Consider the following 17,942-nt stretch of genomic DNA (forward strand, 5'->3'; position numbering starts at 1 on the left):
AACCAGCCGTCGATCCATCCAGCCGTTGAAACGCATGCCGATATAGGCATACGATGGCGTCATGGCACGAGCGGCAACGACCTCGGACGCGTTCAACGCGATCGCCGAACCGCAGCGGCGGGAGATCCTGGTGCTGCTGCGGGGCGGCGAACGACCGGTGACCGACCTGGCGCGCGACCTGGGGATGACCCAGCCACAGGCCTCCAAGCACCTGCGGGTGCTCCGCGAAGTCGGGCTGGTGCGGGTCCGCGGGGCGGGCAAGCAGCGGCTGTACGGCCTGGACGCCCACGGGCTGCGGCCGATCCACGACTGGGTGGGCGGCTTCGAGCGGTTCTGGAACGAGAGCTTCGACCGACTGGACGTGTACGTGCAGGAGTTGAAGCAGGCAACGCAGGAGGGACCACACGATGGCGACGACCAGTAGCAACGGCGAGGCCGCGCACACGACCACCGACCGCGAGGTCGTGATCTCCCGGGTGATCGACGCTCCGCGGGAGGTGGTGTTCGAGGCGTTCACACAGGTCCGGCACCTGTCGCGATGGTGGGGACCGCAGGGTTTCACGACCACGACGCGGTCCTTCGAGTTCCACGTCGGCGGGGTGTGGGACTTCGTGATGCACGGGCCGGACGGCACCGACTACCAGGAGTGGATCACCTGGCGGGACATCGTCCCGCCGGCGCGGATCGCCCTGCTGCACGGCGAGTCCCGCGACGACCCGAACGCCTTCGAGTCGGTCCTGACCTTCGAGCCGGCCGGCGAGCGGACCAGGATCGTGATGAGCACGGTGTTCCCCACCAAGGAGCTCCGCGACGAGGCCGTGGAGAAGTACCACGCGATCGAGGGCGGCGAGCAGACGCTGAGCAACCTGGCGGCCTACGTCACGGAGGTCGCCCGGGAGCGTTCCACGGAGCGGCGGGAAGGGACGGTGCGCTGATGGCCGGAAAGGTGTTCTTCAGCGTGACGATGTCGCTGGACGGCTTCATGGCGCCCGAGGCCGTGTCCGTCGAGTACGTGTTCTCGCCCGAGGGCCGCGACGACCCGAGGGTCCGGCGCTGGATGACGAAGTGGTCGGAACTCCAGGCCTGGCTGCTGCCGCAGCGCTGGTTCCGGGAGAACCTCAAGCTCGGCGACGGCGGCGAGGAAGGACTCGACAACGACATCGCACGAGCGACCCACGAGCGCACCGGTGCGAGCGTGATGGGCAAGCGCATGTTCGACGGCGGCGAACTGGCATGGCCGGAGGAGGCGCCGTTCCACACCCCCGTGTTCGTCGTCACCCACACGGAGCGCACGCCGTGGGAGCGGCCGGGCGGTACCACCTTCCACTTCGTCAACGACGGGATCGAGAGCGCGCTGCTGCGGGCCCGCGAGGCCGCCGGCGAACGGGACGTGCGCATCGCGGGCGGTGCCGAGACGATCCAGCAGTACCTGGACAGCGGCCTTATCGACGAGTTCTCGATCACGCTCGCGCCCGTGCTGTTCGGCTCCGGGATCCGCCTGTTCGACCACGTGGACCCCGACCGACTCGCCCTCGACCAGGCCCGCACGGACACATCGTCCCGGGTGACCCATCTGACCTACACGGTCTCGAAGCGGTAGCTCTCGTTGCCACGAGTGGGCGCGGCAACGTGTCCGGTGGGTCAGCACGGATTCTGTCCGGTCCCTTACTGCTGACTCTCCCTCAACCCACGAGCGACGTGCCGTGCTTCACACTGTGGATGCCGCTGACCGTGGAACAAGGGGAGGCGGGTGACCGTTCATCAGTATGTGGCTGCGGAGGGGACAGTGTCCCCGGGCCTCACCCCTGGCCCATGGGGACGATCGTCCGGCTGAAGCCCCATGGAGCCCCCCGCCGAGAGGCGACCGCCCTCCGCACGCCCGCTCACGGCCCCGGCTGGTCTCCCCCGTCCAGCCGGGGCCGTCTGCTACCAACCGGGCAGTGCCTCGCCGAGAGTGAGGCCGGTGGCCGCGAGCCACTCGTCCTGCACGTCCCGGTTCCTGGTCCCGATGGAGAGGTAGACACCGTGCCTGCCCGGCGCCGGTTCTGAGCTCTGCGAGGTCCAGACGCTGTTCAGGCACAGCTGGACGCCGCACAGCTTGCTGGAGGGCAGTCCGCGCAGTCCGGCGTCCCAGCCGACGTCGAAGGACAGCGGGCCGACGTCCGCGACCAGGGCGTCGATGTCGGCCTCCCTGCAGGTTTCCTCCAAGCGGCCGAGCACGTACGACGGCCAGGCGTCCCGCCAGGGTTGCAGGCAGATGTCCGCAGGGAGCGGCCAGAGCTGCTCCAGCTCGGGTGTCAGCTCCACCGTCACCTCGTACGGACAGTCGCCGCGCGGTACGCCCAGCGCCTGCAGCCGCGCCCAGAAGTCCTCGAGATCCGTCTCCGGAAAGCGCGTACCGGCATGTGTCATGAAGCGGCCTTCGCGAAAGCGGGTGACGGCGTGAACATACTGCTCCGCCGTGACGACCTGGCCGGTCCAGGGGATGTTCGGATCGTCCACCCACTCGGCGAATTCCTGAAGGAGCTCGCGTGCGCGACGCAGAGCACTCTGCGCGTCCGGCAGCGGTTCCAGAACTTCGTACAGCAACGACATCCCCACAGGCGACCTCCGCGGGAAGCGTAAGCGCAACTGAGCAGCGTTCTCACCTGGTTTGACGCGCCTGGAGACGGGGTTCGAGAGGCCGTCCCGCTGGGTGAGAGCCACGGTGTGAGGTGAACGCGAAGTCGTCGATGCCGTCGAGCCCGGTCGCCCGGATCCAGACCGGGCCCGCGGAGCCGTTTCGGCGGACGGGGATCCGCAGCAGCGTCCCACGGTCGGTGTCGGACACCCGGACCGCGTCGTCGTGCACCTTGATCCCGTTGGTGCCGAAGCCGGTTCCGGACGGGATGGGGGTGAGCGCCGTCGTCGCGGCCCACGCGGTGCGCTGTCCTCCTGTCACCGGCACGCGCCGGACGGTCCCCAGTACCGAGTCGGCGGCGTAGAGCATCCCTCGGTGCTCGTCGAGGGCGAGGTCGTTGGGCAGCCCGTCGGCCGACAGATGCCGGTCCCGCCGGTGCCGGTGGCGTAGGTGACGTAGAGGGTGCCGTCGTGAGCGCGGGCGATGCCGAGGACGATGGCGTTGTGGACGACGGGGGTGTCCGGATGCGCGACGGCGGGCAGGGGCACGCGTCGGCGGATGTTCCCGTCCCGGGTGACGTTGGCGGCCTGGCGGGCGAAGGCGAAGGGCAGGTCGGCGGAGCCGTCGGGTTCGATGCGATGTTCTCGAGTGTCCCGCCCGCGGCGAAGTCGAAGTGGGCGACGACGCGCGGCCGCGACACGACCGGCTCGTCTCCGGAGGCGGGAGCCGGGGCATGAACCTCTCCTTGAGTCGTTGAGCTGCGGCACGGGCCACCGGTGCGGCGGCGCCACAGGCAGGCTGCGGCACGCCGACCGGTGACCTGCGCAGTCACCGGGGAGATCGCCCTCGTGGCCCACGGATCGAGAGGGACGGTCACCCGGCACGAGCCGGAGCGGACCACGCGGGTGTGTGGGTCAGCGCAGACCGGCGAAGAGGTCGTTCTCGGGCAGTGCAGCGCCCGTGGTGTCCCGGACGCGTGCGAAGGTCTCCACGCCCATGAACTCGCCGAACCTCTCCTTGCCCATCTTGAGGAAGAAGATGTTCTCGCCCTGACTGGCGTGCGCGGCCAGCGCGTCGAACTTCTGGCCACTGAACCCGGTGGTGTCCACCCAGGTGGTGACCTCGTCGTCCGGGAGACCGATCTCGGCCATCGCGGCCGCCTCGGCCGGATCCGGCTCCGGCATGTCCTCGTTGAACTCGCGCATGATCTCGCCGAACCGGCCCATCATCGAGCGGGGCATGGTGGTCCAGTACACCTTCGGCGTCAGTTCGGTCATCTCAAGCGCCGCCATCGTGATGCGGTGGGCCTGGATGTGGTCGGGGTGACCATAGAAGCCGTTCTCGTCATAGGTGACGACCACATCAGGCCGGTAGTGCCGCATCAGTTCCGCGAGTCGGGCCGCGCCTTCCTCCACCGGGGTCCGCCAGAAGGATCCGGGGGCGTCATTGCTGGGCCAGCCCATCATTCCGGAGTCGGCGTAGTCCAGCATCTCAAGATCGCTGATCTTCAGGACCTCACAGCTCGCCTCGAGTTCCTGCCTGCGCATCAGGGCGACCGCCGCCGGGTCGTGCCCGGGCTCACCTGGCTTGACGCCCCCTGGTCCGTCACCGCAACCGCCGTCGGTACAGGTCACGAGAACCGTGCGGAAGCCTTCCGCCGCGTACCGCGCGAGGACCCCTCCGGTTCCGGTGGCCTCGTCGTCCGGGTGGGCGTGTACCGCCATCAGCGTCAAGGGCCGGTCAGTCATGAAAACAGTCCTCCTGCGGAAATGAATCCTGGTTCGAAGCGCGATGGGCGTACCGCGGTCCTGGGGACCGGATCCCGGTCGGACGGCCGACCTCGTGGTCTCCGTGTCCCCGCCCGTGCGGCGCCGGTCCCTCGGTCGATGCAACCCCGCCGACGGGACCCGCTGTTCCCGGCACCGCCGCTCGGCTTCCCAGGCGTGTCCCAGGCATGTGCGTACCTACGCGAACCAGACACAGGCGCGCCCTGCACGGCTCGGCGCCCGCCCGACCGCCGCGCGGCCGCCGCAGAAGAAACCCGCGGCGTCCCGTACAACCCTTGCGCCCCACCGGAAGTCTCTTGATCGCCAACCACCCGTGTCCCCCAGGACAACACCTGGCAAACGCGGACGGTCCGCACCCCATCGACGCGGATGCCCGCCAGGCATCCCCCGCATGCCGCAGGAGAATCCCGCATGCACCAGAAGCACCATCCGCACCTCAGACTCGCCCTCGCGACGGCCGCCGCGGCCGCGCTGACGGGCGGTCTGTTGACAGTCACCGCGACGACGGCGACGGCCGCCGACTCGTTCAAGGTCCCGAAGGCCGACTTCAACGGCGACGGCATCGGCGACGAGGTGGCCTCGGCCCCCGGCGCCTCCGTCAGCGGCCACGCCGACGCCGGCCAGGTCGTCGCCCTCTACGGCAGCGCCGGCAACGGCATCACCTCGGCCAAGCGCTCGGTCCTCAGCCAGAACTCCGGCACCGTGCCCGGCAGCGCCGAGACCGGCGACCTGTTCGGCGGCGCGACGGCGTACGCCGACTTCAACGGCGACGGCTACGACGACCTCGCCGTGGCCTCGCCGTACGAGAAGGTCGGCACCGACACCGACGGCGGCGCCCTCGCGATCCTCTGGGGCTCGGCGAGCGGCCTCACCGGCAAGGCCAGCGACGTGCCCGACCCGGCCGTCTCCTCGCACGACAACTGGGGACTCGCCCTGGCCGCCGGCGACTTCGACGGCGACGGCAAGGCCGACCTGGCCGTCGGCAGCTCGTCCGCGACCCTCTACGTCTACAAGGGCGGCTTCAGCAGCTCCACCGGCCAGCCCGGCGGACGCTACACCGTCAAGCCCCCGATCATGCCCGGCTCCTCCGGCTTCCCGTACGGCCCGCAGCAGCTCACCGCCGGTGACGTGAACGGCGACGGCCGCACCGACCTCGTGGTCGACGGCTACGAGACGCAGACCGAGAACGGCTGGAACACCAACTACTACGTGCCCGGCACCGCGAGCGGTCTGAGCGTCGCCGGCGTCAAGACCCTCAAGCCGGGCATCGTCACCGGCATCGGCGACATCAACGGCGACGGCTACGGGGACATCGTCACCGGCGCCGGCTGGGACGCCACCACCGGCGACGGCCAGACCATCCCGGACTCCGCGAACGGCGGCAAGGTCAGCATCACCTACGGCTCGGCGTCCGGCCCCGCCTCGACCACCGGCATCACCCAGAACACCGGGAACGTGCCGGGCAGTTCGGAGAAGGGCGACGCCTTCGGCTGGGACCTGGACCTGGGCGACGTCAACGGCGACGGCTACCAGGACCTGGTCGTCTCCACCCCCAACGAGGACCTCGGCAGCGTCACCAACGCCGGCATGGTCACCGTCCTGTACGGCACGGCGAGCGGCATCAACACCTCCACCGGCCTGCAGTCGTTCGAGCAGAACACGACGGGTGTCCCCGGCACCTCCGAGAAGAACGACCTGTTCGGCGCCGACGTCAAGCTCGACGACGTCAACGGCGACGGCAAGGCCGACCTGGTCATCGGCTCGTACGAGGACGGCGGCGACGGAGCGGTGACCTACCTGCCCTCCACCGGCACGAAGATCGGCACGACCGGCTCCCGCGCCCTGTCCGTGACCGCGGTGGGCGTCTCCACCTCGGGCACCGCCCAGTTCGGCGCGCTCTTCGCCGACTAGCCGGAGCTCCGTCGGGCGGACAGCCAACAGCGGGCCCGTGACGGATCGGCCACCCTCACGGGCCCGATCGGTCACGGGCCCGGCCCACCCGTCCTGGCGACAACTCCCTTGCGCGGCAACCCTCCCCCGCCTCCGGCCGGTCCGCTCCTACGACCGCGGTGTGCTGACCCAGTGCCACGTGGTGAGACGAGGGTGCCCCGGCAGTTCGGTGCGGCCGGTGGCCCACAACAGGGTGAGCCAGGGGTCCTTGCCGCCCGGTGCCTCCGGAAACAGACGGGCGAGCACCCGCGAGCAGAGAGCGGAGGGCGGGGTCCAGGCGAGCCCGAGGCCTTCGGCCACATCGTGCATGTGGACCAGCGTCTCCACCACCCCCATGGCCGCGAAGCCTTCGGGATCCGACACCCCGGCTGCGTGGTGGGCGCGGACCCGCGACGGCGTCGTACGCACCATGGCGACCAGCAGCGCCCCGCACGCCTCCAGCACCTGCACCAGGCCGGCCGGACCCGCGGCCCGCTCGGCCAGGACGAAGTACGCGGGCCCGTCCGGCCTCCTCTGGCGCAACGCGAAAGGCACATGGGTGTCCAGCGGCGGGCTCTGCGGCCCCAGTTGCACGGCGTAGTACACCAGGTCGTTGGCCAGGTGCTCGACGGTCTCCCAGCAGTCCCACTCCAGCGAACCTGCCTTGTCTCCCCACCCTTCCGCGGGTGCGTCCCGAAGGATGCTCACGGCGAGCCGCACGGCAAGGTCGACGTCGTCCGCGGTGACGGGAGACAGGACTGATCGGGTTTCGACTGATCGAGACATCGCAGCACCGTATCGCGAGGGAAGAAGGCGATCCGCCCTGTCCGGCCGACCGTCGCGGACGACGCGCTATCGGCGGACGAGGTGGGTCAGGGTGGCCCCGTTGGGGAAGGCGGTGCGCTCGGCGACGTCGAAGGCGGTGGGGTCGAAGGCACCGTCGACCACCGGGATTCCGGTACCGGCGATGACCGGATAGGTCTTGATCAGCAGCTCGTCGATTCGCTTGGGAAGCGGAACAGGGAGGCGCACGAAAACCGTCAGGGTGCCACGGCCGCCAGTCCTTGGCGCCCGCACCACGGCCCGCCGCATCGCCACACGTACCAAGGGCGGGCCCAAGCATCCCAAAACCATGGTCAGCAAGCGAGGTTGCAGGGAAAATGGCGTCATGACGCACGAAGGCTCTTCCATCGACCCGTCCAAGCCCAGCATCGCTCGCGTGTACGACTACCTGCTGGGCGGCAAGGACAACTACGCCGTGGACCGTGAGATCGGCGACGTGTTCAAACGCGACCTGCCCGGCTCGGTGGCCATCGCCTTCGCCAATCGGTCGGCCCTGACCCGCGCGGTCGCGGAGATCGTCAAGACCACCGGCATCCGGCAGTTCGTCGACTTGGGCAGCGGTCTGCCGACCGCCGACAACGTCCACCAGGTCGCGCAGCGGTACGCCCCCGAGGCCCGGGTCGTCTACGTCGACATCGACCCCCAGGTCCTGGTCCACGGCCGGGCGTTGCTGGAGAAGGACGACCGGACCCGGGTGGTCCCCGTCGACGTGCGCGACCCCGAGGGCATCCGCACCCACCCCGACACCCTGGACATCATCGACTTCACTCAGCCCGTCGCCGTCATGTTCAGCGCCATCCTGCACCACGTCAACGACGACGAGGACCCGGCCGGCATCGTCCGCTACTGGCGCGAACAAGTGCCCTCCGGAAGCCACTTCTTCGTCAGCCACTTCCGCTCCGGCAACAACCCGGAGACGCGGGAGGCCGAGAAGGTTCTCCAGCAGACCTTCGGCCGCGGCCGGTGGCGCACCGACGCGGAGATCGCCGGCCTCCTCGACGGGCTGGAGATCCTGGACCCCGGCATCGTCCCCGCGCCCCTGTGGCGGCCCGCCGCGACCGACTCCCCGTGGAACGACGACGGACCGCGTCAACTCACGGTCTGGGAAAACCTCATCGCCGCCGGTCTGGCCCGCAAGCCCTGACCGCCCGCCGGGTCGACGGCGCCTCCACCGCCTTCGGTCCCCACCCGCCGCCCGTCGTCCTCACCTGCCGGGATCCAGCCGGTCGGCGAGGTCGTGGGCCATGGCGCTGGTGAGGTCTCCGTCGTAGACGCCGACGATCTCGATACGGCCAACGGTGACCGCGTCGGACACCATGGGGGTGCCCCAGAGTTTGCCGTCGACGACAATGGCGAACTCGTTGCGCGGGGGCGGGGCCGACGCGAGGGAGCCGGTGAACGTGGCGAAACGGGTCCGGTCGGCGGGCGTGAGGGTCACTTCCACCCCCCAGCTGCCCTTGACCGTGCCCTTCTCGGCCTTCGCGGAGGCCACGCGGACACCGCTCATGCCGCCGGCCTCGTCGGCGTGGATGCACATCGCCGGGTAGGTCTCGGTGCGGTGCACGGTATAACCGCTGCCGGCCGGGGTGCAGGCCCGCTCGGTCGCCGAGGTGACCGGCAGGAAGGAGACCGTGGCCGCCTTCGCGGCGCCACGTCCTTCGGCGGGCTGCACCACATGAGCGCGCGGCGGGTCGTCGTCCGCGACGGCCACCCAGGCGGTGGCAACCGCCGCGGCCAGCGCCACCCCGGCACCGGCGCGCGCCAGCCGCTGCCGCCGCCGGGCGACCCGCAACGCACCGTCCGCCAGGCCGACCAGATGGGCGCCGGCGTCACCGTCGTGCTCCCGGACATGCGTGTGCAGGGTGTCGTGCAGCAGCGTTTCGTGCAGCAGCTCCCCGGTCGAGTCGTTCATGCGGTCACGCCCCTTCCGGAGGCAGTGGAGGAGGAGGCGGACGGCCCGGCCTCGCTCAGGGTGGCTCGGAGAGTGGCGAGCGCCTTGTGGGTCTGGCTGCGAACCGTTCCCTGGGCGACGCCCAGAATCGTGGCGATCTCGTGGTCCGGCCGGTCCTCGAAGTACCGCAGCACGATCACCGCACGCTGGCGCCTGGGCAGCCGCCGCAGCGCGGCCATGATGTCCTGCCGTTGGACCACGGAGTCGGCCAAGTCGCCGCTCTGGCCCTGGGGTCGGTCCGGCAGGGTGTCGGTGACCGTCTCCCTCCCCCAGCTGAGGAGTCGGAAGCGGTCCACCTGGGCGTGGTAGAGCGCCCGGCGCACATAGATCTCCGGCTGCTCCCGGTCACGCAGCTTCGACCAACGCCGAGCGGTGGAGGCGAGCGCGGTCTGGAGCAGGTCCCGGCCCTGTTCCCAGTCCCCGGTCAGCAGGTATGCCGTGTGCAGCAGCGATCTCGACCTCGCCGCCACGAAGTCGCGGAACTGGCGTTCCTCGTCGGCGTTCAAAGTGCCCTCCCTCGTTCCCCTGTGAAGACGGGTGCGGCAGGGGGTTCGACTGCCTTGCCGGCCGGACTTTCTCGAACACCTCGCCGTCAGGTGCCTCACAGGCGGTCCGGACGGGCCGATGACGGGCGGGAGTCGAGGCCGGTGCATCGCTTGGTCGCCGCGCACCCGTCCCCTCTCGATGCCAGGAACCGACACGTATCGTCGCCGTATCCAAAACCGCATACGGGCCCGCAACACCGCGCTCACTTGGCTGTCGGCATGTCCTACAGCGAGTCAGCGTGCACAGCAGTCCCGGCCCGTTCGTACCCCAGGTGCATCGGCGTACCGTCCCGGAACGTCGGTGTGAGGACGGCGGGCCAGTGAGTCGGACCGAGTCCCGCCCAAGGGCCGTGGGCGGGAGCCTGACGGTAGGCCCGATCAGCGCTGCCGCGCACCTGGACTTCGTGCGGACACAGCGTTCGGTCAGCTTCCTGCAGACCCCGGCGTGGGCTCACGTGAAGACCGAGTGGGGCGGCGAGTCCCTCGGCTGGTTCGACGGTGGGCGGCTGGTCGGTGCCGGGCTCGTCCTGCACCGACCGGTGCCGCGGCTCGAGCGCTTCACACTGGCCTATCTCGCCGAGGGTCCGGTCATCGACTGGACCGGCGACATCGACGCGTGGCTCGACCCCCTGGCGGCCCGTCTCAAGGCCCACGGCGCCTTCGCGATCCGGCTCGGCCCGCCGGTGCGCACGGACACCTGGAGCGCCGCCCAGATCAAGGAGGGCATCGCCGACCCGGGCGTGAACAGGCTCACCGAGTTGTCCGGGCAGTGGGCCGACCCGGTCGGGGCCCGTGTGACCAGCCGGCTGAGGGACGCCGGCTGGTTGCCGCAGAGCCCGCAGGACGGCTTCGGGGTCGGGCATCCTCAGTTCAAGTACGAGGTTCCACTGGCCGGGAGAACCGAGGACGACCTGCTTCGGAGCATGAACCAGCTGTGGCGTCGCAACATCAAGAAGGCGGCCAGGGCGGGAGTCGAGGTCACGACCGGTGAGGACCTCAAGGCCTTCCACGACCTCTACCTCCACACCGCCGAGCGCGACCGCTTCACACCCCGGCCGCTGCGCTACTTCGAGACCATGTTCGCGGCGCTCGAAGCGGAGGACCCCGAGCGGATCAGGCTCTACCTGGCCCGTCACCAGGGAGACCTGGTCGCCGCCACCATCCTGATCCGCGTCGGCACCCACGCGTGGTACGCCTACGGCGCCTCCTCCACCGAGAAGCGCGAAGTGCGCGGCTCCAACGCCTGCCAGTGGGCGATGATCCGGGATTCCCTGGCCTCCGGCTGCGACATCTACGACCTGCGTGGCATCACCCCCACCCTCGACCCCGACGACCCGCATGCCGGGCTGATCCAGTTCAAGGTCGGCACCGGCGGTCGCGCGGTGAGGTACGTCGGCGAATGGGACCTGCCGCTGCGGCCGTTGGTCTACCGGGCCTTCGACCTCTACATCACGCGGCGCGGGCGATGAACGGATCCTCGGAGTGAGCATCGAGGAGCTGGACCTAGCCGGTGCAGCTGCCCGGTCACAGGCGATGGGTGTGCGGCGCAAGGCTCAGTGGGGAAGCACCCACCCCGGAGCCCAGGTCCCGGCGGCGTCGCGGCCGGCTCCCGTGGCGGCGAGGTGGGCACGGAGGGTGGCCAGTGCCGGGTGGGGGTTGTCGCGGTGCCAGAGGAGCGAGTGCGGGTAGACAGGCGTCGGATCGGTCACCGGGATGCGGCGCAGACCGTGGTCGACGGGCCAGATGAGGCGGGTGTGCTCGCCCATGAACGTGGCCAGGGCCGGGGTGTCGGCGATGGTGTCGAGGAGCGCGTCGGAGCCGAAGTTGGGACCGGTCACCTCGATGGTGAGGCCGAACTCGCCGACGAGGTCGTCGTAGTAGGCGCCCCACTCGGTACCGGGGGCGATGCCGGGCATCCAGATCCGGTGCCTGGTGAGCTGGGCGACGGTCAGCGATCGGGCGTCCGCCAGAGCATGGGCGGGGCCGGTGAGCAGCTGAAGCGGCTCGTCGAGGACCCGGACGGACTCGATGTCCTCGGGAAGGGGTCGACCAGGCGCAGCGACGGCCCGGAAGGACGCGTCGATCGCACCGGAGAGAATCGCTGCGACGGCCGTCTCGATGTCGAACAGCATCATCACGTCGAGGTCGATCTCGGGATGTGCCCGGTGGAAACCGCGCATCAGATGGGACTGCGCGCTGCGCGAGGCGAGCACGTCGACGCGAAGCGGACGGCGGCCGGGGCGCACGGACGCGCCCGCACGTTCGGCGACCCTCAGCAGCTCGCGTGCGTGGGGCAGGAACGCCTGACCGTCGATGGTGAGCTCGGCGCCGCGTGGGGCGCGGGTGAACAGCCGCACACCAAGGGTGCGCTCCAACGCGGCGATGCGCTTGGAGACGGCCTGCTGGGTGATCGAAAGGTCGGTGGCGGCCTTCTGGAACTGGCCCGCCTCCGCGACTGCGACGAAGGTGCGTACTGCTTCGAGATCCACGGCGACCCACCCTAGTGAACAACCAGCGGTTGTGAACTGCCGCCCGACCGGTTGTTTGACCTGCTGTTGTTCTGTCCGCTTGGCTCTCCTCGGCCAACGTCGGCTTGTTCGCACGGGAACCGAGGAGAGTGCGCTGAGCATGGTGGGCAGGAGACGGTTGGGCCGAAAGTTCGGCTGGCTGTGGGCGTCGTACGCGGTGAGCGCCTACGGGTCCGGGCTGGGGTTCGGGGCGCTGCCGCTGATCGCCGTTCTCGTGCTGCATGCCGGACCCGCCCAGGTGTCCGCACTGTCCGCGGTGGGGCCCGCGGTGGGCGCGCTGATCGCGGTGCCGCTCGCGCCGTGGGTGGAGTCCCGGCCCAAGCGCCCGGTCATGATCATCATGGACCTGGCCCGGTTCGCGGTCATGGCGACGATCCCCGTCGCCTACGCCTTCGGACGGCTCGGCTTCGTCCAACTGCTCGTGGTCTCGGCCGTGGTCGCCGCAGCCAAGATCGCCTTCAGCGCGGCAGGCGGCGCCTACCTCAAGGCCCTCGTACGACCGGATGACCTGCTCGTCGCCAACGCGCGGTTCGAGTCCACGAACTGGAGCTCCATCGCGATCGGGCCACCGCTGGGCGGGGCCGCGATCGGCGTGTTCGGACCGGTCACCACCGTGGTGGCCGACGCGCTCAGCTACCTGCTCTCCGCATTGGGCATCACCGCGATCCGCGGTCAGGGAGAAGCGCCGCGAACGACCGACCGGAGCCTGGTCCGGCCGGGTGCGCTGCTCGACGGCTGGCGACACATCATGGGCCATCCGGTTCTGCGCTCGCTCTACCTCAATCAGATGCTCGTCGCCGGCCTGATCATGGCCACCGAGCCGCTGCTGGCGGTGCTCCTGCTTCGCCGGCTCGGGTTCCCGCCCTGGCAGTACGCCCTCGCCTTCGCCGTCCCCTGCCTCGGCGGACTCATCGGCTCCAGGCTGGCCGGCCGCGTAGTGGCCCGCTTCGGCCGGCAGTGGGTCTTCCGGATCGTGGGCAGCCTGCGCGCCGTCTGGCTGATCGGGCTTGCCTTCGTCCGTCCCGGCGTCGTCGGCCTCGTCACCGTGATGGCCGTCGAGCTGGCGATCATCATCAACATGAGCCTGTACAGCCCGGTGCTCGCCACGTACCGGCTGGAACAGACCCCCAAGCATCTCGTCGCCCGCACCCTGACGGCCTGGTCGATCGGCTCGCAAGCGTCCATCGCCGTCCTCACCGCACTCGCCGGACTGCTCGCCGACGCCACCGGCCCGCGCACCGCGCTCACGGTCACAGGACTGCTCGTCCTGGCCACACCGCTCCTGCTTCCCCGACAGGGCAGGACGGCGCAGCACGAGCCGGAACTGTCTCGCAGCCAGTGAGGCACCGCGACGTGCCCCGCCCGCGGACCGCCGTCGGGCCCTCGGTGCATGTCCGCGTCGACCTGAACCAGCGGCTGCGCGAGCACCACGTCACCGCCGAGGGCCCAGGGGCTCGCTCCTTCGCCCTGCCCCGACCCGCCCCGACGGCCGCAGCTTGCCACCGGCCACCGGCCACCGGCCACCGGCCACCGGCGAGAACGTGCAGGCCCGCGAAGCCCACCCGGAGGCGGGGCAGCGCGTATCAGACACCCTTCAGGACCCGATCAAGCGCCGCCCGGCCCGCAGGTCCCCAGTGCGGCTTGCCGCCGGGAAGGCCCCGATCTCCGTTCTGCCCCATGAGCATCAGGAAGAGGCTCTTCATCGCGGCAAGCCCGCGAGCGCGCCGGATCGCTGCCTCGTCCGCATGCTCGTACGTGTCGAAGAACCGTGAGGCCGTGCCCGCGGGCAGCAGCACCCATGCGGCGGCGAGGTCCCACGCCGGGTCGCCGGCGAACATGTCACCGAAGTCGACGATGCCCGAGAGCGTGCCGTCCGAGACGACGACGTTCGCGGGATGGAGGTCGCCGTGCACCCACACCCGCGGGCCCTCCCACGCGTCGGCCGCGACGGCGTCGTCCCAGACGGCCCGGACATCGGCGGCGATGTCGTCGAGGACGACGGCCTGGAGGAAGTTCTCGAAGCCGTCCGTGCAGTTCCTCGGATGGCCACCGCGGTCCGCGGCGATCGGCGCCTCGGCGGGTGCCTCCACATGGAGTGCGCGCAGGAAGCCCGCCAGCGTGTCGGCAGCGTGGGCGCCGCGGGTGATCGTGCCGTGGTCGAGGGGCTCGCCGTCGACCCACGTCATCACCGTCCAGTGCTTGGGGAAGCGCGCGGAGGGTTCGCCGAACCGCACCGGGGTCGGCACCGGGAGCGGTAGGCGCGGGGCCAGCACGGGTAGCCACCGCCGCTCCTTGAGCTGGAGTTCCGGGGTGGGGTCCATGCGCTGCATGCGCACCGCCAACTCGTCCCCGAGGCGCCACATTTGGTTGCCCCAGCCCCCCGCCACCTCACGGACGGCCAGCCCCGCAAGGTCTGGATGCTGCTCCCGCAGCAGGTCGCGAACCAGGTCTGCGGTGATCTCGGTGTCGGTCATGCGAAGTCACAGTACTGAGGCGACGGTGGCCGCGACGCTTGAACGAACCGCTTGTTGGATCTTCAAAGCCGCGAGCCCGGTCGGGGCGACCAGGAACCGAACGGATGCAGTGCACGTCTCCCGCACCATGATCTCCAACGAGCACCAGGAGAAAGCGAGTTCCACCGGGCTCACGCCGCCGTCCCCTGTGAATGTGGATCCACCGAAGGTCAACGACTACAGCAGTTTCGCCGAGGCGTACACGGCCGAGAATGAAGCCAACCTCATCAACGCCCACTACGAGCGGCCTGCGATGCTGGCCCTCGCCGGAGAGGTGACCGGCCGACGGATCCTCGACGTCGGCTGCGGCTCCGGGCCCCTGTTCGCCGCGCTGCGCGACCGTGGCGCCGTCGTGAGCGGCTTCGATGCGAGTGCCGGGATGCTGGAGCTGGCCCGGCGGCGGCTCGGCGACGGTGCGGACCTGAAGGTGGCGGACCTGGACGGCCCGCTGCCCTATCCCGATGACACGTTCGACGATGCGGTCGCCTCACTGGTGCTGCACTACCTGGAGGACTGGGGACCGGCACTGGCCGAGCTTCGGCGCGTGCTCAAGCCGGGCGGCCGGCTGATCGCGTCCGTCGACCATCCCTTTGCGATCAACCTCATGCACCGCCAGGCCGGCCGCGAGGCCGAGTACGACTACTTCGACACCACCAACTGGACCGAAGAGTGGACCATGGGCGGCCACACCGCACTGATGAGCATCTGGCACAGGCCACTGCACGCGATGATCGAAGCCTTCACCGGAGCCGGCTTCCGGATCACGGCCATCAGCGAGCCCGAGCCCGATCCCTCCGCCCGCCAACTGTTCCCCGAGGCCATCGCCACGAAGACGCGCTTCTTGTGCTTCCTGTTCTTCGTCCTGCAGGCCGACTGAAGGGTGTTGGATCGCTTGGTGACGGCATGTCGGAGTGGTGGCGGACGGGCAATGGGCGACAGGCGCCGTAACCGTCAATGCCGAAGCCGTCATTCTGCACGGCGTTGGCGGTTGATCCGGCAGATGGCATGATCGCCGCCCATGGACACGCTGCCGTTCGACGCGGTGCTGTGCGACTTCGACGGAGTCGTGCACCTGTGGGATCCCGACGGGATGAACGCACTGGACAGGGCCTGGGGCCTGCCCGAGGGCACGTTGGCGCAGGCCGCGTTCGAGGGCGAGTTGCTCCAGGCAGCCGTCACGGGTTGTCTGAGCGACGAGCAATGGCGTGACCGAGTCGCCCAGGACCTGACCCCGGTCTGCGGATCACCGGGTCGGGCAAGGGAGTTGGTCGCGAGATGGAGCAAGCTCACCGGCCGGGTCGACCCCGACGTCGTGGATGTGCTCGGCGCGCTCCGCACGAGGGTGCCCGTGGTCCTGGTCTCCAACGCGACCACCAGGTTGGAGGCATATCTCGCCGCGATCGGGCTGGACGAGGCGTTCGACGCAGTGGTCAACACAGCCCGGATCGGGGTGGCCAAGCCGGACCGACGCGTCTTCGACACAGCCGCCCGGCGAGCCGGAGCCGACCTCACGCGGTGTCTGTTCGTCGATGACACCGCTGGTCATGTCAGGGCAGCTCAGGCGGCCGGCGCGGCGGGCCTGCACTTCCGGGGCATCGAACAACTGCGGGCCGCTGTCGCGCCGCTGCTGAGCTGACCGATGCGGCGCACCATCACCCGTCCGTCACCCACCCTTGCCACGCGTCCGAACACGCGCATGGCCTCGCCCGCCCGGAGAGCCTGACGCCCGCACCTTCGACGGTACGGCGACTGCGACGCCGTTTCTCCGGCTCGCCTCGCCGACCTACCTGAGCGCGGCGGCCACCTCGTCCAGGCGTGCTCCTCGGGACCCCTTGACGAGCACCACATCGTCGGCGGCCAGGTGGTCGCGCAACCAGTCGACGGCCGCGCTGTTGTCGGCCAGTGCCACCCCGCGCTCGCCCGCACCGTCGGCGATCGACAGCGCGGTCTTGCCGATCGAGACCACCACGTCGGCCCGGTGGGCGGCGTACTGTCCGACGGCGTGGTGCTCGGCGTCGCTGACGTGGCCGAGTTCGAGCATCTCGCCGAGGACGGCGATGCGGCGTCCGCCCGCGATCGCGGCCAGCGCGTCCAGGGCCGCGCGGGTCGAGTCGGGGTTGGCGTTGTAGGAGTCGTTGAGCAGTGTCGCTCCGCCGGCGAGGTCACGCGGTTCCAGGCGCCACTTCGACAGCGGGGCGGTGGCCAGCGCCGTTGCGGCCGTGTCGAGGGGTACGCCGGCCCGCAGACCCGCGGCCGCGGCGGCCGACGCATTGAGCGCCTGGTGGGCGCCCACGTGCGGAAGCGCCACGGGATGCAAGGCGTCGACGGTCCGCAGGGTGAAGGACGGTCGGCCGAGCGAGTCCAGAGACAGGCCGCGCACCCGCACATCGGCGTGCTCCGCCCGGCCGAAGGTCAGCACCGGACCGTCGGTGAGCGCGCGCATCGCGACCACCCGGGGATCGTCCGCGTTGAGGACGGCGGTGCCGCCGGGCGCCAGCCCTCGCACGAGTTCACCCTTGGCCTTGGCGATGGCCCCGCGCGAACCGAACGAACCGAGGTGGGCCTGGCCGACGCCGAGGACGACGGCGACGTCGGGGGCGACCAGGCCGGTGAGTTCGGCGATGTCGCCGATGTGGCGGGCTCCCATCTCCAGGACGAGGAACCGCGTGGTGGCGTCGGCGCGCAGCATGGTGAGCGGCACACCGAGTTCGTTGTTGAACGAGCCGAACGTGGCGATCGTCGGCGCAGTGCTCGACAGCACGGCCGCCAGCAAGTCCTTGGTACTGGTCTTGCCCTGCGAGCCGGTCACCCCGAAGACCGTCAGCCGTTCGCGCAGCCGGCCCACGACGTGGGCGGCGAGCGTCTGCAGCGCGGCCTGTGCGTCCTCGACGACGATGGTGGGCAGCGGCGTGGGCCGGGAGCCGAGTACGGCCACGGCGCCGGCCCGGCCCGCCTGCTCGGCGTAGTCGTGACCGTCGACGTGCTCCCCCGTGAAGGCGACGAAGAGGCTGCCCGGTTCGGCCCGCCTGCTGTCGAGCACGGCCGGCGCGGTCACCGTGACGGATTCGTCTCCCGAGATCGTCCCGCCGGCAATGGCGGCGATCTCACCAGCACTGAGCGGAATCATGCCGGGATCTCGCAGTTCTGAGAGAAAGGCTTCCGGAAAAACGGAATCGGTTGGGCAATCAACGTAGCCATGTGCCCGACGCTAGCGGCCAGTTGCATA

20 protein-coding genes are annotated in these 17,942 nt (G+C 70.3%); 10 read left to right on the top strand and 10 right to left on the bottom strand.

Features of this window, described 5'->3' with window-relative positions; translation table 11 throughout:
• Positions 1-61: 61 nt before the first annotated feature.
• The 3 genes from IOD14_RS23555 to IOD14_RS23565 are packed head-to-tail and all read left to right on the top strand — an operon-like array spanning position 62 to position 1,600.
• On the top strand, positions 62-424 hold the full coding sequence (locus IOD14_RS23555) for a metalloregulator ArsR/SmtB family transcription factor (RefSeq protein ID WP_212671442.1): 363 nt from the start codon (positions 62-64) through the stop codon (positions 422-424).
• A complete protein-coding gene (locus tag IOD14_RS23560) occupies positions 408-935 on the top strand; it encodes an SRPBCC family protein (protein WP_212671443.1) in 528 nt (175 codons plus the stop codon). Before IOD14_RS23555 ends, IOD14_RS23560 begins: the two co-directional genes overlap by 17 nt.
• Positions 935-1,600: a dihydrofolate reductase family protein gene (locus IOD14_RS23565; protein WP_212671444.1), complete on the top strand. Its 666-nt coding sequence runs from the start codon at positions 935-937 to the stop codon at positions 1,598-1,600. Before IOD14_RS23560 ends, IOD14_RS23565 begins: the two co-directional genes overlap by 1 nt.
• Before the next feature lie 326 nt (positions 1,601-1,926).
• Here IOD14_RS23565 and IOD14_RS23570 read toward each other — a convergent pair whose 3' ends face one another.
• Together IOD14_RS23570 and IOD14_RS23575 are read right to left on the bottom strand one after the other, a co-directional pair.
• A complete protein-coding gene (locus tag IOD14_RS23570) occupies positions 1,927-2,595 on the bottom strand; it encodes a hypothetical protein (RefSeq protein WP_212671445.1) in 669 nt (222 codons plus the stop codon).
• Between the two features lie 49 nt (positions 2,596-2,644).
• Entirely contained in the window at positions 2,645-2,947 is a 303-nt protein-coding gene (locus IOD14_RS23575; protein ID WP_212671446.1) for a hypothetical protein, read from the bottom strand.
• 143 nt (positions 2,948-3,090) lie between these two features.
• On the opposite strand from IOD14_RS23575, the gene IOD14_RS23580 reads away from it, so the two are divergent.
• Positions 3,091-3,357, top strand: coding sequence for a hypothetical protein (locus tag IOD14_RS23580; protein WP_212671447.1), 267 nt, complete (start codon positions 3,091-3,093; stop codon positions 3,355-3,357).
• A gap of 177 nt (positions 3,358-3,534) precedes the next feature.
• Here IOD14_RS23580 and IOD14_RS23585 read toward each other — a convergent pair whose 3' ends face one another.
• Positions 3,535-4,368 (bottom strand): PIG-L family deacetylase, encoded by an 834-nt coding sequence (locus IOD14_RS23585; RefSeq protein ID WP_123986805.1) that lies wholly within the window; start codon positions 4,366-4,368, stop codon positions 3,535-3,537.
• 450 nt (positions 4,369-4,818) lie between these two features.
• On the opposite strand from IOD14_RS23585, the gene IOD14_RS23590 reads away from it, so the two are divergent.
• Positions 4,819-6,318 (top strand): FG-GAP and VCBS repeat-containing protein, encoded by a 1,500-nt coding sequence (locus IOD14_RS23590; RefSeq protein WP_212671448.1) that lies wholly within the window; start codon positions 4,819-4,821, stop codon positions 6,316-6,318.
• A gap of 147 nt (positions 6,319-6,465) precedes the next feature.
• Here IOD14_RS23590 and IOD14_RS23595 read toward each other — a convergent pair whose 3' ends face one another.
• Together IOD14_RS23595 and IOD14_RS23600 are read right to left on the bottom strand one after the other, a co-directional pair.
• The gene (locus IOD14_RS23595; RefSeq protein WP_212671449.1) at positions 6,466-7,122 is read right to left on the bottom strand and encodes a hypothetical protein; all 657 of its coding nucleotides are present in this window, start codon (positions 7,120-7,122) and stop codon (positions 6,466-6,468) included.
• Between the two features lie 66 nt (positions 7,123-7,188).
• The gene (locus IOD14_RS23600) at positions 7,189-7,368 is read right to left on the bottom strand and encodes a hypothetical protein (RefSeq protein WP_249126039.1); all 180 of its coding nucleotides are present in this window, start codon (positions 7,366-7,368) and stop codon (positions 7,189-7,191) included.
• 136 nt (positions 7,369-7,504) lie between these two features.
• Between IOD14_RS23600 and IOD14_RS23605 the strand changes: the two genes are divergently transcribed.
• Positions 7,505-8,323, top strand: coding sequence for an SAM-dependent methyltransferase (locus IOD14_RS23605; RefSeq protein WP_123986808.1), 819 nt, complete (start codon positions 7,505-7,507; stop codon positions 8,321-8,323).
• 60 nt (positions 8,324-8,383) lie between these two features.
• Here the strand turns inward: IOD14_RS23605 and IOD14_RS23610 are convergent, their stop codons facing one another.
• Positions 8,384-9,091: a hypothetical protein gene (locus tag IOD14_RS23610; RefSeq protein ID WP_212671450.1), complete on the bottom strand. Its 708-nt coding sequence runs from the start codon at positions 9,089-9,091 to the stop codon at positions 8,384-8,386.
• Positions 9,088-9,636 (bottom strand): SigE family RNA polymerase sigma factor, encoded by a 549-nt coding sequence (locus IOD14_RS23615; RefSeq protein ID WP_123986810.1) that lies wholly within the window; start codon positions 9,634-9,636, stop codon positions 9,088-9,090. The genes IOD14_RS23610 and IOD14_RS23615 overlap by 4 nt, the downstream gene beginning before the upstream one ends.
• Before the next feature lie 359 nt (positions 9,637-9,995).
• Here IOD14_RS23615 and IOD14_RS23620 point away from each other — a divergent pair, with 359 nt between their 5' ends.
• Positions 9,996-11,144 (top strand): peptidoglycan bridge formation glycyltransferase FemA/FemB family protein, encoded by a 1,149-nt coding sequence (locus IOD14_RS23620; RefSeq protein WP_212671451.1) that lies wholly within the window; start codon positions 9,996-9,998, stop codon positions 11,142-11,144.
• 84 nt (positions 11,145-11,228) lie between these two features.
• Here the strand turns inward: IOD14_RS23620 and IOD14_RS23625 are convergent, their stop codons facing one another.
• Positions 11,229-12,164, bottom strand: coding sequence for a LysR family transcriptional regulator (locus tag IOD14_RS23625; protein ID WP_212671452.1), 936 nt, complete (start codon positions 12,162-12,164; stop codon positions 11,229-11,231).
• Between the two features lie 139 nt (positions 12,165-12,303).
• Between IOD14_RS23625 and IOD14_RS23630 the strand changes: the two genes are divergently transcribed.
• Positions 12,304-13,545 carry an MFS transporter gene (locus IOD14_RS23630; RefSeq protein WP_212671453.1) on the top strand — a complete coding sequence of 414 codons (1,242 nt, stop codon included), beginning with the start codon at positions 12,304-12,306 and terminating at the stop codon, positions 13,543-13,545.
• A gap of 241 nt (positions 13,546-13,786) precedes the next feature.
• Here the strand turns inward: IOD14_RS23630 and IOD14_RS23635 are convergent, their stop codons facing one another.
• Positions 13,787-14,677, bottom strand: coding sequence for an aminoglycoside phosphotransferase family protein (locus tag IOD14_RS23635; protein WP_123986814.1), 891 nt, complete (start codon positions 14,675-14,677; stop codon positions 13,787-13,789).
• A 127-nt stretch (positions 14,678-14,804) separates the two neighbouring features.
• Between IOD14_RS23635 and IOD14_RS23640 the strand changes: the two genes are divergently transcribed.
• Both IOD14_RS23640 and IOD14_RS23645 read left to right on the top strand, forming a co-directional pair.
• Positions 14,805-15,593: a class I SAM-dependent methyltransferase gene (locus IOD14_RS23640; RefSeq protein WP_212673375.1), complete on the top strand. Its 789-nt coding sequence runs from the start codon at positions 14,805-14,807 to the stop codon at positions 15,591-15,593.
• 141 nt (positions 15,594-15,734) lie between these two features.
• Positions 15,735-16,352 (top strand): HAD-IA family hydrolase, encoded by a 618-nt coding sequence (locus IOD14_RS23645; protein ID WP_212671454.1) that lies wholly within the window; start codon positions 15,735-15,737, stop codon positions 16,350-16,352.
• 147 nt (positions 16,353-16,499) lie between these two features.
• Here IOD14_RS23645 and murF read toward each other — a convergent pair whose 3' ends face one another.
• On the bottom strand, positions 16,500-17,843 hold the full coding sequence (murF, locus tag IOD14_RS23650; RefSeq protein WP_212671455.1) for a UDP-N-acetylmuramoyl-tripeptide--D-alanyl-D-alanine ligase: 1,344 nt from the start codon (positions 17,841-17,843) through the stop codon (positions 16,500-16,502).
• Positions 17,844-17,942: the final 99 nt, after the last annotated feature.

Origin of the sequence: Streptomyces sp. A2-16, assembly GCF_018128905.1 — a bacterium.
GTDB lineage: Bacteria > Actinomycetota > Actinomycetes > Streptomycetales > Streptomycetaceae > Streptomyces.

Bases quoted from the DNA above. Each gene is read 5' to 3' on its own strand.
- IOD14_RS23630 (WP_212671453.1), top strand. From the start codon at position 12,304: ATGGTGGGCAGGAGACGGTTGGGCCGAAAGTTCGGCTGGCTGTGGGCG.
- murF (WP_212671455.1), bottom strand. From the start codon at position 17,843: ATGATTCCGCTCAGTGCTGGTGAGATCGCCGCCATTGCCGGCGGGACG.
- IOD14_RS23610 (WP_212671450.1), bottom strand. From the start codon at position 9,091: ATGAACGACTCGACCGGGGAGCTGCTGCACGAAACGCTGCTGCACGAC.
- IOD14_RS23635 (WP_123986814.1), bottom strand. From the start codon at position 14,677: ATGACCGACACCGAGATCACCGCAGACCTGGTTCGCGACCTGCTGCGG.
- IOD14_RS23590 (WP_212671448.1), top strand. From the start codon at position 4,819: ATGCACCAGAAGCACCATCCGCACCTCAGACTCGCCCTCGCGACGGCC.
- IOD14_RS23595 (WP_212671449.1), bottom strand. From the start codon at position 7,122: ATGTCTCGATCAGTCGAAACCCGATCAGTCCTGTCTCCCGTCACCGCG.
- IOD14_RS23570 (WP_212671445.1), bottom strand. From the start codon at position 2,595: ATGTCGTTGCTGTACGAAGTTCTGGAACCGCTGCCGGACGCGCAGAGT.
- IOD14_RS23645 (WP_212671454.1), top strand. From the start codon at position 15,735: ATGGACACGCTGCCGTTCGACGCGGTGCTGTGCGACTTCGACGGAGTC.
- IOD14_RS23560 (WP_212671443.1), top strand. From the start codon at position 408: ATGGCGACGACCAGTAGCAACGGCGAGGCCGCGCACACGACCACCGAC.
- IOD14_RS23555 (WP_212671442.1), top strand. From the start codon at position 62: ATGGCACGAGCGGCAACGACCTCGGACGCGTTCAACGCGATCGCCGAA.
- IOD14_RS23565 (WP_212671444.1), top strand. From the start codon at position 935: ATGGCCGGAAAGGTGTTCTTCAGCGTGACGATGTCGCTGGACGGCTTC.
- IOD14_RS23640 (WP_212673375.1), top strand. From the start codon at position 14,805: ATGATCTCCAACGAGCACCAGGAGAAAGCGAGTTCCACCGGGCTCACG.
- IOD14_RS23605 (WP_123986808.1), top strand. From the start codon at position 7,505: ATGACGCACGAAGGCTCTTCCATCGACCCGTCCAAGCCCAGCATCGCT.
- IOD14_RS23585 (WP_123986805.1), bottom strand. From the start codon at position 4,368: ATGACTGACCGGCCCTTGACGCTGATGGCGGTACACGCCCACCCGGAC.